General features: G+C 70.3%; 13 protein-coding genes. All 13 read right to left on the bottom strand.

Going from position 1 to position 14,929, the window contains the following annotated elements; all coding sequences use genetic code 11:
* Window positions 1-38: 38 nt before the first annotated feature.
* Window positions 39-1,595: a class I adenylate-forming enzyme family protein gene (locus K7G19_RS23700; RefSeq protein ID WP_226109474.1), complete on the bottom strand. Its 1,557-nt coding sequence runs from the start codon at window positions 1,593-1,595 to the stop codon at window positions 39-41.
* Between the two features lie 28 nt (window positions 1,596-1,623).
* Window positions 1,624-3,396: a long-chain-fatty-acid--CoA ligase gene (locus tag K7G19_RS23695; RefSeq protein ID WP_149319684.1), complete on the bottom strand. Its 1,773-nt coding sequence runs from the start codon at window positions 3,394-3,396 to the stop codon at window positions 1,624-1,626.
* Window positions 3,397-3,543: 147 nt separating this feature from the next.
* Window positions 3,544-4,710 (bottom strand): acyl-CoA dehydrogenase family protein, encoded by a 1,167-nt coding sequence (locus K7G19_RS23690; protein ID WP_226109473.1) that lies wholly within the window; start codon window positions 4,708-4,710, stop codon window positions 3,544-3,546.
* A 19-nt stretch (window positions 4,711-4,729) separates the two neighbouring features.
* Complete coding sequence (locus K7G19_RS23685) at window positions 4,730-5,554, bottom strand: SDR family NAD(P)-dependent oxidoreductase (protein ID WP_226109472.1); 825 nt, start codon at window positions 5,552-5,554, stop codon at window positions 4,730-4,732.
* 58 nt (window positions 5,555-5,612) lie between these two features.
* Window positions 5,613-6,032 carry a MaoC family dehydratase gene (locus tag K7G19_RS23680; RefSeq protein ID WP_150082590.1) on the bottom strand — a complete coding sequence of 140 codons (420 nt, stop codon included), beginning with the start codon at window positions 6,030-6,032 and terminating at the stop codon, window positions 5,613-5,615.
* Window positions 6,033-6,045: 13 nt separating this feature from the next.
* On the bottom strand, window positions 6,046-6,489 hold the full coding sequence (locus K7G19_RS23675; protein ID WP_150082589.1) for a MaoC family dehydratase N-terminal domain-containing protein: 444 nt from the start codon (window positions 6,487-6,489) through the stop codon (window positions 6,046-6,048).
* A gap of 3 nt (window positions 6,490-6,492) precedes the next feature.
* A complete protein-coding gene (locus K7G19_RS23670) occupies window positions 6,493-7,677 on the bottom strand; it encodes a lipid-transfer protein (RefSeq protein WP_149319680.1) in 1,185 nt (394 codons plus the stop codon).
* Window positions 7,678-7,824: 147 nt separating this feature from the next.
* Window positions 7,825-8,817 (bottom strand): tripartite tricarboxylate transporter substrate binding protein, encoded by a 993-nt coding sequence (locus tag K7G19_RS23665; protein ID WP_149319679.1) that lies wholly within the window; start codon window positions 8,815-8,817, stop codon window positions 7,825-7,827.
* Window positions 8,818-9,027: 210 nt separating this feature from the next.
* Window positions 9,028-10,056, bottom strand: coding sequence for an AraC family transcriptional regulator (locus K7G19_RS23660; RefSeq protein ID WP_226109471.1), 1,029 nt, complete (start codon window positions 10,054-10,056; stop codon window positions 9,028-9,030).
* 305 nt (window positions 10,057-10,361) lie between these two features.
* The gene (locus K7G19_RS23655; protein ID WP_226109470.1) at window positions 10,362-11,501 is read right to left on the bottom strand and encodes a metallophosphoesterase; all 1,140 of its coding nucleotides are present in this window, start codon (window positions 11,499-11,501) and stop codon (window positions 10,362-10,364) included.
* A gap of 237 nt (window positions 11,502-11,738) precedes the next feature.
* A complete protein-coding gene (locus K7G19_RS23650) occupies window positions 11,739-13,070 on the bottom strand; it encodes an MATE family efflux transporter (protein ID WP_226109469.1) in 1,332 nt (443 codons plus the stop codon).
* Between the two features lie 211 nt (window positions 13,071-13,281).
* Window positions 13,282-13,803: a helix-turn-helix domain-containing protein gene (locus tag K7G19_RS23645; RefSeq protein WP_226109467.1), complete on the bottom strand. Its 522-nt coding sequence runs from the start codon at window positions 13,801-13,803 to the stop codon at window positions 13,282-13,284.
* 141 nt (window positions 13,804-13,944) lie between these two features.
* Window positions 13,945-14,868, bottom strand: coding sequence for a LysR family transcriptional regulator (locus K7G19_RS23640; RefSeq protein ID WP_149319674.1), 924 nt, complete (start codon window positions 14,866-14,868; stop codon window positions 13,945-13,947).
* Window positions 14,869-14,929 lie beyond the last annotated feature (61 nt).

Genomic DNA, 14,929 nt, shown 5'->3' with positions numbered 1-14,929 from the left:
CGGAATTCCTCTCGCTGATGAGTTCGCGGCGCCGACGATCAGCGCCCGCCAACCGCCACCGCGCCGCGGTATCGCTGCCGCAATTCGTTCTTCAGCACCTTGCCGGCCGCCGACAGCGGCAGCCCATCGACATAGGCGAAACTGCGCGGGCACTTGTAGCCCGCCAGCCGTTCGCGGCACCACTGCGTCAGCTCGGCCGACAGCGCGGCGTCGTCCTGTGGCTCGCCTCCCTCCACGACCACCACCGCATGCACGCGCTCGCCCCAGCGCGCGTCCGGCACGCCGATGACCGCGGCCTGCGCCACGCGCGGATGGCTGCGCAGCGCGGTCTCGACTTCGCCCGAGTACACGTTCTCGCCGCCGGAAATGATCATGTCCTTGAGCCGGTCGGCGATGAACAGATGGCCATCCTCGTCCATCCAGCCGCCGTCGCCCGTATGCAGCCAGCCATCGCGCAGCGCCTGCGCGGTCGCATCCGGCTGGTTCCAGTAGCCGCGCATCACCATCGGCCCGCGCACGACGATCTCGCCGACGGTGCCGCGCGGCACTTCCTCGCCTTGCGGATCGACCACGCGGATCTCGGCGCCGAGCCCGGCGCGTCCCACTGAATGCCGGTGGCGTTCGGCGCCCATGCCCGGACGATGATTGGCTGGCGGATTGATGCAGACCGCGGCGGCGGTCTCCGTCATGCCATAGGCCTGGAAGAACTCCGCGTCGGGCCACGCCTGCAGTGCGCGCGCCAGCAGGTCCGGCGGCATCGGCGCGGCGCCGAAGGCAATGCGGTTCAAGCTCTGCAGCCGCGCCGCGTCGAAGCCGGGATGATCGAGCAGCGACTGCAGCATGGTCGGCACCACGATGATGTCGGAGATCCGATGTGTCTCGATGGCGGACAGCACGATGTCGGCGCGAAACTGCGGCAGCGTCACGCAGCTGCCCCCGGCGATCAGCTGCCCGATCAGCCGGCCCAAACCGGCGACATGGAACAGCGGGGCAACCAGCAGCGATACGCTGTCCGGCGCATTGTTCAGTTCCGCGGCGCGCGAGATCGACGCGGCCCAGAAGTTGGCGTGCGACAGCATCACCCCCTTGGCGCGACCGGTGGTGCCGCCGGTGTAGAGGATCGCGGCCAGCGCATCGCCGCCGGTGCGCGTATCGTCGAGCGATTCCGCGCCGGCCGCCGCCGCGGCGTCGGCATCGGCCAGGAAGGTGTCGATCGGCACCACCGTGGCGAGGTCGTCGAGTTCCTCCGCCATCGCGGTCAGCTGGCGATCGGGCAGCAGCAGCCGCGCGCCGCAGTCGCCGATCGCATGGCGCAGCTCGGGCACGCTCCAGCGCGTATTGAGCGGACACGCCACCGCGCCGCGCCACCAGCAGGCCAGCAGCATCGCGATCAGGCCGTCGCCGTTCTGCGCGAGCAGCGCGACGCGGTCGCCGGGTCCCACGCCGTGACGCTTCAGCGCCGCGGCGGCACGCGCCACCCGCGCACCCAGTTCAGCGAAATCGGTGGTACGCGTGTGGCCGTCGGCCACGTGGCAAAGCGCAATCTTGGCGGGATGGCGCTGTATCGCGCGGTGCAGTCCCTGGGGCAGGTACATCGCGTGGGTCTCCGAAGCGGAAAACGGATCAGGCTTGCTGAAGCGGCTTGTCGAGGCGGCCGGCGTTGGCTTCGCCCAGAGCCGGCGCATCCACGGCCTCGGCTCCTGTCTCCACCGCACGGCACTGCTCCGCCTGAATCTCCCGCCAGAGCACCTTGCCCGTACCGGACTTCGGCAGCGCACTGCGGAACTCCACGGCCCGCGGCGCCTTGTACGCCGCCATCCGCTCCCGGCACCACGCGATCAGCTCGGCCGGCTCCAGCGTCGTGCCGGGCTTGAGGACGACGACCGCCTTCACCGATTCGCCCTGCCGCCTGTCGGGCACCGCGACGATGCAGGCTTCGTGGATCGCGGGATGCTGGTACAGCATGGTCTCGACCTCGGCGGGCCAGACCTTGTAGCCGCTGACGTTGATCATCCGTTTGAGCCGGTCGCGCATGAAGAAGTAGCCTTCCTCGTCGACGCTTGCCAGGTCGCCGGTGCGGAAGAAGCGCTTGCCGTCGCGCTCGAAGAACGACTCGCGGTTCGCGGCCTCGTCGTTCCAGTAGCCGAGCATCAGCTGGTCGCCGCTGGTCACCAGTTCGCCGACCTCGCCGGGTGGCAGCGGCGCCAGCGTGGCCGGGTCGACGATGCGCGAGTCGACGCCGAAGGCCGGAATGCCGAGGCACTGCCGCTTGGGCCGGTGCAGCGGATTGCAATGCAGGAACGAGGCGGTCTCCGTCATGCCATAGCCCTCGATATAGCCAAGGTCGAAGCGCGACTTCAGCATCGCGGCCACCGCCTCCGGCATCGCGGCGCCGCCGCCGTTCAGCAGCGTCAGGCTGGACAGGTCGCGCGCGCTCGCTTCCGGGTGCGCGAAGAAGTCGATCAGCATCGCCGGCGGCGCGCCCCAGGTCGTCACGCGATGGCGTTCGATCAGGCGGGCCGCGGTGGCGGCGTCCCAGCGCGGCAGCATCACCACCGTCGCGCCGATCGCGATCGGCATCAGCATCGCGTTCTGCATGCCGAGCAGATGGAACAGCGGCGCCACGCCCATCACCACCGCTTCCGCATGCAGGCCGCGCCAGAGCACCGCGGAGAAGGTCGACGCCAGCAGCGTGCGGTGCGTATGCATGCAGCCCTTTGGTTGGCCGGTGGTGCCGGAGGTGTAGGGCAGCACGCAGAGGTCGTCCGGGCTGGCCTGCACATCCGGCGCGGGCAGCGCGGCCGCCAGCGCATCGGCCCAGTACGTCAGGCGCGCATCGTCCAGCGCCGCGCGCGGGGCGCGCACCCAGTCGGGCACGTCGAGATCGGTATCGGCGTCGATCGCGTCGGCATAGTTGTGCACCACCACATGCCGCAGCCGATCGCCCGCCAGCGCGGGCCGCAGCGCCGGCAGCAGTTCCTGCGCGACCAGCGCGACCTGCGCGCCGCTGTCGCGCAGATAGTGATCCAGCTCGTTGGCGGTGCACATCGCATTGACCGGCACCACCACCGCGCCGCAGCGCACGATCGCGTGGAAGGCGACGACGAACTGCGGGCAGTTCTGGCTCATCAGCAGCACGCGCTCGCCCGGCCGCACACCGGCTTGGCGATGCAGATGGCCGGCCAGCGCCTCGGTCTGGCGGCGCAGTTCGGCATAGCTCAGGTCACGGCCGTAGAAGACGATCGCGGGCTTGTCGGGATAGCGGTCGGCCTGCACCGACAGGTTGTGGCACAGCGTGACGCGCGGCACGCGGATGCGATGCGGCAGCCCGCGCGGCCAACTGCCGAACCACGCGGCCTGCTCCGATGGGCTGGATGGCACTGCTTCGGATGTCATTGCCTGCTGGTCTCCTGTGGTTGGTCAGGCGGCCGCTCCGCGGCGACGCGCCGTTCGCCCCGATACCCCCGTACGCCGATACGCCGATACGCCGATGCGCCGATGCGCCGATACGCCGATGCGCAGATGCGCCGATACGCCGATGCCTCAGTCGTCCATCGCCCGCGCCACGATTTCCTTCATCACTTCGTTGGCGCCGCCATAGATGCGGCCCACGCGCGCATCGGTGTACATCCGCGCGATCGGGTATTCGTTCATATAGCCGTAGCCGCCATGCAGCTGCAGGCATTCGTCGATGACCTGGCACAGCGTCTGCGTGCTCCACCACTTGGCCATCGCGGCGGTCGGCACGTCGAGCTCGCCGCGCTGCAGCCGGCCGATGCAGTCGTCGACGAAGCTGCGCGCGATGGTGGCATGGGTCTGGCACTCGGCGAGCTTGAAGCGCGTGTTCTGCATCGCCATCAGCGGCTCGCCGAACACGTGGCGCTGCGTCACATAGGCGAGGGTGTCGTCGACGGCCCGCTGCATCGTGGCCGCGGCGCCGATCGCGATCAGCAGCCGCTCGCGCGGCAGCTGCTGCATCAGCTGCCGGAAGCCGCGGCCTTCCTCGTTGCCGAGCAGGTTCTCGGCCGGCACCATCACGCCGTCGAAGAACAACTCGACGGTGTCCTGCCCGCGCTGCCCGATCTTGTCGAGCAGGCGCCCGCGCTGGAAGCCCGGCAGGTCGCGCGTTTCGATCATCAGCAGCGACACGCCGCTGGCGCGCGCCTCGGGATCGGTCTTGACCGCCAGGCAGATCAGGTCCGCGTGCCAGCCGTTGGTGATGAAGGTCTTGGCGCCGTTGACCAGATAGTGCCGGCCATCGCTGCCGAGGATTGCGGTGGTCTTGATCCGCTGCAGGTCGGTGCCCGCACCCGGCTCGGTCATGCCGATCGCCGCAACCATCTCGCCGCGCGCCATTGCCGGCAGCCAGCGCTGCTTCTGCGCCTCGCTGCCGTAGGCGAGCAGATAGTGCGCGACGATGCCGCTGTGCACGTTGATGCTGAAGCTGGTGACCAGCGCGCGCTGCTGCTCCTCGCAGATCACCGCTTCGTGCAGGAAGCTGCCGCCGCCTCCGCCGTAGGCCTCGGGAATGCCCGAACACAGCAGGCCGAGCTCGCCCGCGCGGCGCCAGATCTCGCGGTCGCAATGCTTCTGCTCGACCCACGCGGGCTGGCGCGGCACGCATTCGCTCTCGAAGAAGCGCCGCGCGGTATCGCGCAGCAGCTCCAGTTCGCTGTTCATCCACGGACGGGATGCATGCTGGATCGTCATGGCGCGGTTCCGGTGCGAATTACGGGCGCCCGCCGCCGCAGACCAGCACCTGGCCGCTGACGTAGTTGGACTCGGGGATGCAGAACAGGTAGACCGCGCCGGCCGCTTCCTCGGGCGTGCCGCCGCGTCCCAGCGGAATCAGCGCCTCGGCGTTCTTCAGGATCTGCGGATTGACGCCGACCTTGATCTTGCGCCCCGCGATGTCGATGCTGGCGTCGGCCTGCGCATCGGCCTCGGTCAGCCGCGTCTTGATCAGGCCGAACGCGATGCTGTTGACGTTGACCTTGTAGCGGCCCCATTCCTTGGCCATCGCGCGCGTCAGGCCGTTGATGCCGGCCTTGGCGGCGGCGTAGTTGGCCTGCCCCGCGTTGCCGTAGACACCGGACGTCGACGAGATATTGACGACCTTGCGGAACACCGGCGTGCCGCGCTCGGTCTCCTGCCTGGCGGCCTCGCGAATGAAGCCCGACGCGGCGCGCAGGATGCGGAAGGGCGCGGTCAGGTGCACCGCCAGGATGTCCTCCCACTGCTCGTCGCTCATCTTCTGGATCACGTTGTCCCAGGTATAGCCGGCGTTGTTGACGATGATGTCGAGGCCGCCGAACTGCTCGAGCGCGGTATTGACGAAGCGGTCCGCAAAGCCCGCCTCGGTCACGCTGCCGACGCAGGCCGCCGCCTTGCCGCCGCTCGCGCGGATCGTCTCCACCACGTCCAGCGCGGGAGCCTCGTCCAGGTCGTTGACCACCACGCGAGCGCCTTCCGACGCGAGCTTCAGCGCGATCTCGCGGCCGATGCCCCGTCCCGAGCCCGATACCAGTGCCACCTTGTCCTGCAGCTTGTTCATGCGTCTGCTCCTGGCTGTATCTGTGTTATCCGTGCTATTCCGCCCCGGCCGACTGTCGTCAGGGCAGCGCCACCACCGCGTCGCCGGCCACCTTGACCTCGCCGTTCTGGTCCACGGTGCTCAGTTCGATCCGCACGCGCTTCTCGCCGTGCGCCTCCATCTTCTCGACCACGGTGCCGCGGCAGGTCAGCCGGTCGCCCACCTGCGTGATGGCGACGAAGCGCACGCCGAAGTCGCGCAGCGCCTGCTGTGGAACCCAGTTGGTCAGCAGCCTGCCGAGATAGGCCATCGACAGCATGCCGTGCGCGAACACGTCGGGCTGGCCCGCGGCGTGCGCAAAATCGGTGTCGACGTGGATCGGGTTGTGGTCGCCCGAGGCGCCGCAATAGAGCGCCAGCGTCAGCCGCGACACCGGTTCGGTCTCGAAGGCGGGCAGGGCATCGCCCACCTGCAGGGCGTCGTAGCGCAGCGTTGGCATCGGTCGGGCTCCCTTATCCATGGCGCATCACCGTGACCGTGCGCAGGTCGGCGACATGCGTCCCGTGCTGGTTGCTGACGCGCGTGCGGCGGACGACGAATTCGAGCGCGCCGCCCTTCTTGTCGTAGATGTCCTCGATGCATTGCTCGAAGGTCAGCCGGTCGCCCGCATAGGTCATCGCGTGATAGGTAAAGCGCTGTTCGCCGTGCAGCAGCCGGCGATAGTCCAGGCCCAGCAGTTCGCGGATCGCGGCCGGGTTGGGCGCGTCCATCTCCAGGCAGAACAGGAAGGTGGGCGGCACCGGCAGCCCCGGGTGGCCGGCATCGTGGGCGGCGGCCTCGTCGGTGTAGACGGGATCGTGCTGGCCGGTGGCCTTGGCGAACAGGCGCAGCCGGCCCGCCTCCACCGGCACGGTGAAGGGTGCCATCCGGTGCCCGATGTATTGGCGATCGATCATGGTTCAGGCCGCCTGATAGAGCGTCACCACGCAGGCGCCGCCAAGTCCGAGGTTGTGCTGCAGCGCGAGCCGCGCGCCGTCGACCTGGCGCTGGTCGGCCTGGCCGCGCAGCTGCCAGGTCAGTTCCGCGCACTGCGCGAGGCCGGTGGCACCGAGCGGATGGCCCTTCGACAGCAGGCCGCCGGACGGGTTGGTCACCACGCGGCCGCCGTAGGTGTTGTTGCCCTCGAGAATGAATTTCTCCGCGGTGCCCTCGGGGGTCAGGCCGAGCGCCTCGTAGGTGATCAGCTCGTTCGCGGTGAAGCAGTCATGCAGTTCGACCACGTCGATGTCTTCAGGGCCGATGCCGGCCATCTCGTAGACCTGCGCGGCGGCGGCACGGCTCATGTCGTAGCCGACCAGCTGGCGCATGTCGCGCTGGGCGAAGGTGCTCGGCGTATCGGTGGTCATCGCCTGCGCGGCGATGGTGACGCGCATGTCGAGCCCGTGGCGGCGGGCAAAGTCTTCGGAACACAGGATCGCCGCCGCGGCGCCGCACGTTGGCGGGCAGCATTGCAACCGCGTCAGCGGCTCGAACACCATCGGCGCGGCCATCACCTCGTCGAGCGTCACGGTGTCGCGGAAGACCGCCAGCGGATTGCGCGCGGCGTGCTGGCGCGCCTTGACCGAGATGCGGGCGAAGGTGTCGGGGCGGATGCCGTGCTGCCTGATGTAGTCGCGTCCCGCGCCGCCGAAGAACTGCGCGGCCCGCGGGGCGTTCGCATCAATGCCCTGCAGCTCGCCCATGGTCTCGGCGAAGCGCGCCATCGGCGAGGGGCGGTCGTCATAGGCGCCCTTGAGCGCGCCGGGCACCATCTGCTCGAAGCCGAGCGCAATCGCACATTCGACCGCGCCGCTCTGCACCGCCTGGCGCGCCAGGAACAGCGCGCTCGATCCGCTCGAGCAGTTGTTGTTCAGGTTGAAGACCGGGATGCCGGTCAGGCCGACGCGGTAGATCGCCGCCTGACCCGCGGTCGAATCGCCGTAGACGTAGCTGACGTAGGCCTGCTGCACCGCGTCGTACGGCACGCCGGCATCGTCGAGCGCCAGGCGCGCAGCCTGCTCGCCCATGACCATATAGGGCTCGCTCTTGCCCGGCTTGCTGAAGGGAATCATGCCGACACCGGCGACATGGACTTTGCGTGTCATGGTCTGGTCCTCGTTGTTTGCCTGCTGCGTGGTCCCACTGTGCCGCTCCCGCCGCGATGCGCCAATGGCCCGCGCAACCAAAGCGCCTGGCCGAAACGATCAGCGCCGCCTGCGTTTGCCGCGTGCCTGGCTGCAGCGCATTGCCTGTTATTGCAGCTTGACGCCGATCTGGCTCAGGAACACCTTCTCGCGCGCGAACTGGTCGATCGCGTACTGCCGATACTCGGCGCTGCTCATGTACATGTCGACCTGGTCGTAGTCCGCCAGCATGCGCTGGTAGTCGGGGTCGCGCATCGCCTTGCGCAGCGCGTCGTGCAGGGTCTTGAGCACGGCCGGTTCCATGCCCTTGGGCGCGACGATGCCCACCGGCGAATTGACCGTGATGTCGTAGCCCAACTCCTTCAGCGTCGGTACATTGGGGCGGCGCGGCAGCCGCGTGTTGCCCAGCGTCGCGAGCAGCCGGGCCTTGCCGCCATCGACCAGCGCGCCCCAACCGGGGTCCGAGATCACGTCGAGATGGCCGCCGAGCAGCGCGGTGGTTTCCTCGGCCATGCCCTTGAAGGGAATGAAGTTGAACTTGACCCCGGCCGCAAGCGCGAGCCGTTCCATCGCCACGTGGCCGCCGCTGCCGATGCCGGTGGAGCCGTAGCTGATCTGGCCGGGCCGCGCCTTGGCGTCGGCGAACAGGTCCTGCAGCGTCTTCCACGGCGCGTCCGCGCGTACCACCAGGCCGTTGGTGTAGCCGGTCAGGCAGATCACATAGGTGAAGTCGCTGAGTGGATCGAAATTGACCTTCTGCAGATGCGGCAGGCGGAACAGCGTGGCCGGGGCCACCGAGAACGTATAGCCGTCGGGCGCCGCACTGCGCGCCATCGCGGCCGGGCCCATGGTGCCGGCGACGCCGGGCTGGTTGACCACCACCACCTGCTGCCCCATTTCCCTGGACAGCGCGTGCGCCAGCGCACGCATCTGCACGTCGGTGGCGCCGCCCGGCGGGAACGGCATGATCATCGTCAGCGTGCGGGAGGGATAGCTGTCGGACTTGGCCAGCGCCACGGCCGGCCACGGTGACCAGGCGCCCAGCGCGCCGCCGGCCAGGGCCCACAGTGCGCGCCGGCGCGACTTCGATGTGTCTGCCATGTCTGTCTCCTGTTCTGTGTCCGCTGGTCGACGGTCCTGCCGCCACGGTGACCACAGTCTAGGAAGGCAGCGCGCACCGATACATGGCCGAAGCGCTGAATCGCATTGGCATGAACGATCAAGCCGGAGCGCGTGCGAACGCAGCGCGGCGCGCAGGTCCTTGCGGCTACGGGGAAACCCGCAGAGGAAGCGCCGATGCGCGAAGGCGGCTCAGTGCTCGCGCAGATGCGCCTGGCGATATTGGCCGGGCGCGACCCCGGTCCAGTGCTTGAAGGCGCGGTGGAAGGTGCTGGCCTCGGAGAAGCCCAGCAGGCTGGCGATCTCGGGCAGCGTCAGCTCGGGGCGCGCGAGGTATTCGATCGCGGCGTCGCGGCGCAGGTCGTCCTTGATGCCGCGAAAGCCCTGGCCTTCCTCGCGCAGCCGGCGGCGCAACGTCTGCGGCGTCATCGCCAACTGCTCGCCGACGTCCTCGAGCGTGGGCAGCTCGCCGGTCAGGTTGCGGCGCAGGATGCGGCGGATGCGTTCGGTGATGCTGGTCTGGTCGCGGTACTTGATCAGCAGGCTGGCCGGCGCGTGCCGCAGGAATTCGCGCAGGCTGGCCTCGTTCTGCACCACCGGCAGATCGAGCCAGCGCGACTCGAAGCGCCAGCCGGTGTAGTCGTGGCCGTAGGACGCCGGCGCCTGGAACAGCAGCGCGGCGTCGGGGCTGGGGCCCAGCTCCGAATCGGGGTAGTCGACGCCGATCAGCGGCACGCGGCGCGCCGCCAGCCAGCAGGCCAGGCCGTAGCCGAGAAACGCGAAGGCACGGGCCGCGTAGGCCAGGCGCGCATCGTAGGGGACGCGCGGCGACAGCGACAGCATCGCGATCTCGCCATGGCGGCGCAGCCGCGGCACGAAGTCGTCGATCAGCAGCCGGTAGTAGCGCAGCCCCGCCTGCATCGCCTCGCCCAGCGTGCGCGTGCGGACCAGCATCTGGCAGCACTGCGCAAAGCTGCCCAGCGGAAGCGGCCGGCTGCACAGGCCCCACATCTCGTCGCGCATCGCGCGCCGCATCGCGAACGCCAGCGCCGCGTACTGGCTCTGCGTGACGCGCGCCACCGGCGAATCGAGCAGCGCCGGCGCGATGCCGGCCCTGCGCAGCAGCGCGGCGATGTCGGCGCCGCGATGGCGCGCGCCCAGCAGCGTCTGCTGGACCTGCTGGATGGCGATCGTGTGGTGGGTGAAACTGGCAGTGTTCATGGGACCGGACCGGAGACCATGGATGCTGCTGGCTCGCACGGGGACTGCGTTCGAAGGAGGGCCGCGGCGGCCGCATGCCGCGGCAAGGCTCTGCCGCCGCGCGGCACGCAGGACCGCAGGCGCGGCGGGGTGCGGCGATTATAGACCGGCGTCGGATGGGGTCGGCCGGCGCTCGGGGCTTGCTCTGGCCATGCTCTGGCCGCGCTGCGACCGCGAGCTCAGCGCTCGCCCTGGCCTTGCCCAGACATTGGTCATGCCGCTTCACGCCGTGCTCAAGCCGTGCCTAGGCCGCGCTCGTTTCCCCGCTACGCCGTTGGCCGCCGCAGCCGTATCCGCGTGATCTCCGACGGCGCGCCGAAGCGCTTGGGCGGTCCCCAGTAGCCGGTGCCGCGGCTGACATAGACCCACATGTTCCGGTGGCGGTGCAGCCCGGCGACATAGGGCTGCTGCATCGGCACGAACAGGTTCCACGGCAGGAACTGCCCGCCGTGCGTATGCCCCGACAACTGCAGGTCGAAGCCGGCCTCGGCCGCCGCGATCGCGCTGCGCGGCTGATGGGCCAGCAGCACGCGCACCGCCGCATCGGCTGGCGCGCCCGCCAGCGCCGCCTTGGGATCGCTGCGATGCGCGGGATCGAAATGCCCGGCGCTGAAGTCGGTGACGCCGGCCAGCACCAGCCTGGCGCCGTCGCGTTCGATCGCCACGTGTTCGTTCAGCAGGACGCGCAGCCCCAGCCGCCGCAGCTCGTCGATCCACGCGTGCGCGCCGGCGTAGTACTCGTGGTTGCCGGTGACGACATAGACCCCATGCGGGGCGCGCAGCGAGCCCAGCGGCGCCGTGTGGTCCCTCAACTCCGGCACCTTGCCGTCGACCAGGTCGCCGGTGATCGCGATCGCATCGGCGCCCAGCGTATTGACGCGTTCGACGATGCGCTGCAGGTACGGCCGCTTGATGGTCGGACCGACGTGGATGTCGCTGAGCTGCGCGATGGTGAAGCCGTCGAGCGCGGCGGGCAGTCCGGCGATCGGCACCTCGACGTCGACCACGCGCGCGACCCGCCGCGCGTTCCAGTAGCCGAGCAGCGAGACCAGCAGCGCCAGCGCGACGGTGCCGACGGCGCTCCAGACCGCCAGCGCGGGCGGGTACCAGCCGGCCAGCGCGCAGGCCAGCAGCACCAGTTCGCGCAGCACCGTCAGGATCAGCAGCGTCGAGAACAGCCCCATCGCCAGCATGCCGAGCCAGGAAAGGCGATCGCCCCACGGCGGCTCGAAGCGGCGCGCCAGCAGCGCGGTCGGCATCGACACGGCGGAGATGGCCAGCCACAGCGCGGCCAGCGCTTTTGCCGCCAGCGGCCACGGCAGCGCGGGCAGCAGGCGCACGCCGATATAGACATGCAGCAGGGCGACGATCAGCGCGGCCGTCAGGATCGATCGGCGAGGGGTCATGGTGCTCCGGACAGGCGTGCCGCGTCGGCACGATAAGCCGCACGATACCGGGGATACGGCGTGCGCGCATGCGCGGGGCGCCGAGCCGCGATGGCGGCCGCGTTCCAGCCTCGCCGCATTGGCGGTGCCAAGCGCCGCCTTGCCCCCGCATTAGCGCCGCCTCACCGCCGCCGCACTACCGCCCTGGCTCTACCTCAGCGCCGCCTCGTCTCAACCCCATCCCGGCCCATCGCCTGGCTACCGTCCCGACCACACCTCGCGCCGCACGCCCATCGCCGTCACCGCGCCGTAGGCCGTGATGCCGAGCGCCACGCCGAGGAAATGACCGTCCAGCCCCATGCCGCCGACATGCGCCAGCAGCCAGCCGCCGCCGGCGGCGAGGCCAATCCGGGCGATGCCGGCGGCAATGGGCCAGCGCATCCGGCCTGCGCCCATCGACGCGAAATACAGCGCCATGCCGAGGCCGAAGCCGCCGAAGGCCGGCGCGATCCACGACAGCGCGCGCGCGGCGATCGCCGCCACTTCCGCGTCGCTGGTGAACCAGCTGGCAAAGCGAGCCGGCGCGAGCCCCACCGCGATGCCGATGGTGCCGGCCAGCGCCAGCGCCAGCAGCGCGCCGATCCAGGCGGTGCGCCGCGCCCCGTCCCAGTCGCCGGCGCCGACCGCACGGCCGACCAGCGCGGTCAGCGCCGAGCCCACGCCGAAGGCCAGCGGGATCATCAGGAATTCAAGCCGCGCAGAGATGCCATAGGCCGCCACCGCCGCGGTGCCGTAGGGGCGCAGCTGCGCGGTCACCAGGATCGTCGCCAGATTGGCCAGCGCGGCCAGCCCGCAGGCGACCAGCCCGACCGACAGGATGCGCTGGAACAGCGCCGCGTTCGGCCGCACGCGCAGCACCGGTACGAAGCCCGCGCCGCCGCGCATCACCACCACCGCCATGCCGAGCGCCGCGGCCCACGACACCAGCGCGAAGGCGGCGCCGATGCCGGCCAGGCCCATGCCGGCCGGCTCGGCCAGCGCCCACGCCAGCAGCGGGAAGGCGATCCACATCAGGGACAGCACGCGCGCCGCCAGTGCATGGCGGCCGCCGCCGCGCAGCACCGACGCCATCGTGTTGGACAGCCAGGCCGGTACCGCGCCGGCGCCGAACAGCCAGATCGCATAGCCGGCGGCGGCTTCGGCGGCCGTTTCCCCGGCCACCGCGCCGAGCACCGCATGCGGAAAGCCCGCCAGCGCGATAGCGAACGCCAGCCCGGCCGAGGCCGCGATGATCAGCGCGTGCAGCACCAGCGCGGAGGCGTCCTCGCGCTTGCCGGCGCCGAGCGCGCGGGCGATCGCCGACACCACGCCGCCGCCCATCGCGCCGGTCGACATCTGCTGCAGCAGCAGCGCGAATGGCAGCACCACGGCCCAGCCCGCCAGCGCCGCGGTGCCCTGGCGCGCGGCCAGCCACGTCTCGATCAATTGCGCGACGGCCTGCAGCAGCGCGATCAGGCTGGTCGGCGCGGCCAGCTTGACGATGGCCCGCAGCACCGCGCGCGGCGCGGCCGCGCCAGGCGCAGCCGCCATTGCGGCGCCCCGCGCCGCGGGTCCGGCGGTGGGAGCGGAAGTGGGCTCGCGGGAAGCGCGAGCGGAAGTGGGCTCGGAAGCGGAGGCAGGAGCGGAAGTGGGCTCGCAGGAAGCGCGAGCGGAAGCAGGAGCGGAAGCAGCAGCGGAAGTCGGGGTCAGCGTCGGGGCGCGGGCCGGAAACGCCCCGGCAGGGCCCGCAACGCGGACGGCGTCATACAGTTCGGTCATCGCCTGCCTCCGTGGCTTCGACGGTATCGGTTTCGGGCGCGAAGCGGCGGCGCAGGTGGTTGCCGGCGGCCGGGCCGGCGGTGACGCGCAGGTCGTCCAGCGTCACGGGGCTGCCGTCGGCGCGGGTCAGCGCCGGTGCGGCGATCTCGTCGCCGGTGCGGCGGTCCAGCAGCACCGTCATCGGGCCGCGGTCGGTCATCCAGCGATCGGCCCAGGCCTTCAGCGCGACGAAGGCCGGGAAGAAATCGCGGCCCTTGTCGGTCAACAGGTAATGGTGGCGCGCGCCGCCCTCGGCCGGCACGCGCTTGAACATGCCGTGCTCGACCAGCGTCTTCAGCCGCGCGCTGAGGATATTGGGCGCGATGCCGAGGTTGCGCTGGAATTCGTCGAAGCGCGTGCTGCCATAAAAGGCCTCGCGCATCAGCAGGATCGCCCAGCGCTCGCCCAGCACCGCCATCGAGCGGGCGATCGGGCAGGGCATGCTGGCAAAGTCGGTGTGGCCCACGTCTCCTCCGTCTGTTTCCGATTGGTCTTGCCAATGACTTCTACTTTCAATTTGCAAGCATTCTAGCTTGCAAATTGAAAGTGCGTGAGGATCGGATGGGCGGACTGGCTCGCCGCCGTCCGGCGCCGGGCCGGACGCGGTTCAGACTGAACCGTCGGGCGCGTCCCGGAACACCGGCAGCGCGGGAATCTGCTCGCGCAGGAAGTCGATCAGCGCCCGCGTCGCCATCGGCGGATGCGGGTTCGGCGTGGTGATCAGATAGAGCCGGTCGCCGAGCCCTTCCGGCCGCCAGTCGGGCAGCACCTGCACCAGCCGGCCCGCGTGCGCGTCCTGCCAGCCGGCATAGACCGGCAGCAGGCAGACGCCGTGTCCGGCCTGCACCGCGCGGATCAGGAAGGGGAAGTGCTCGGACTGCAGGCGCGGCAGCAGTTGCACCGCATCGCGTTCGTCGCCGCGCATCAGATGCAGCTCGAAGGGGCGGGCGAAGTAGGGCGGGCACAGGAAGTCGGTCGCGGCGAGGTCCGCCGGCACCCGGATCGGTCCGATCCGTTCCAGATAGGACGGCGCCGCATAGAGGCCCCATTCGATCGCGCAGACGTCGCGCGCCACATGGTCCAGCGGCGGCTGCGAGGTGACCTTCAGCGCCACGTCGATCTCGGCGGCGATCAGGTCGTTGACGCGATTGTTGAAGAAGACGCGCAGCGTGATGCCCGGATGCCGCTCGGCGAAGGCCAGCAGCAGCGGCGCGACGAAGGTATCGCCCAGGCCGGTCGGCACGCTGAGCCGTACATGGCCGCGCAGCGTCTTTCCAAGGCTGTCGATTTCAGCCTGCGCCGACGCGACCTCGCGCAGGATCGCCAGCCCGTGGCGGTACAGCGCGTGGCCGGGCTCGGTCAGCTCCAGCCGGCGCGTGGTCCGGCGCATCAATTGCGCGCCCGCCTGGACCTCCAGCTCGCGCAGCTGCCGGCTGACCTGCGAGCGCGTGACGCCGCGCCGGCGGCCGGCTTCGGCCAGATTGCCCGCGTCGACGATATCGACGAAGGCCTGGATCAGGTTCAGGTCCATGGTGCGTCCATCGGGGATTGCCTGGGGGATTGTCGCGCTGGGCTCAACATTGTGCTGCGCG

The sequence above is a fragment of the Cupriavidus sp. DB3 genome, assembly GCF_020418465.1.
GTDB classification, from domain to species: Bacteria; Pseudomonadota; Gammaproteobacteria; order Burkholderiales; family Burkholderiaceae; genus Cupriavidus; species Cupriavidus cauae.
The sequence above is the reverse complement of the archived record's forward strand: the minus strand, read 5'-3'. Positions and strand labels throughout refer to the sequence as shown.

Coding starts and splice junctions, on each gene's coding strand:
- K7G19_RS23700 (WP_226109474.1), bottom strand. CDS start 1,595: ATGTACCTGCCCCAGGGACTGCACCGCGCGATACAGCGCCATCCCGCC.
- K7G19_RS23695 (WP_149319684.1), bottom strand. CDS start 3,396: ATGACATCCGAAGCAGTGCCATCCAGCCCATCGGAGCAGGCCGCGTGG.
- K7G19_RS23690 (WP_226109473.1), bottom strand. CDS start 4,710: ATGACGATCCAGCATGCATCCCGTCCGTGGATGAACAGCGAACTGGAG.
- K7G19_RS23685 (WP_226109472.1), bottom strand. CDS start 5,554: ATGAACAAGCTGCAGGACAAGGTGGCACTGGTATCGGGCTCGGGACGG.
- K7G19_RS23680 (WP_150082590.1), bottom strand. CDS start 6,032: ATGCCAACGCTGCGCTACGACGCCCTGCAGGTGGGCGATGCCCTGCCC.
- K7G19_RS23675 (WP_150082589.1), bottom strand. CDS start 6,489: ATGATCGATCGCCAATACATCGGGCACCGGATGGCACCCTTCACCGTG.
- K7G19_RS23670 (WP_149319680.1), bottom strand. CDS start 7,677: ATGACACGCAAAGTCCATGTCGCCGGTGTCGGCATGATTCCCTTCAGC.
- K7G19_RS23665 (WP_149319679.1), bottom strand. CDS start 8,817: ATGGCAGACACATCGAAGTCGCGCCGGCGCGCACTGTGGGCCCTGGCC.
- K7G19_RS23660 (WP_226109471.1), bottom strand. CDS start 10,056: ATGAACACTGCCAGTTTCACCCACCACACGATCGCCATCCAGCAGGTC.
- K7G19_RS23655 (WP_226109470.1), bottom strand. CDS start 11,501: ATGACCCCTCGCCGATCGATCCTGACGGCCGCGCTGATCGTCGCCCTG.
- K7G19_RS23650 (WP_226109469.1), bottom strand. CDS start 13,070: ATGGCGGCTGCGCCTGGCGCGGCCGCGCCGCGCGCGGTGCTGCGGGCC.
- K7G19_RS23640 (WP_149319674.1), bottom strand. CDS start 14,868: ATGGACCTGAACCTGATCCAGGCCTTCGTCGATATCGTCGACGCGGGC.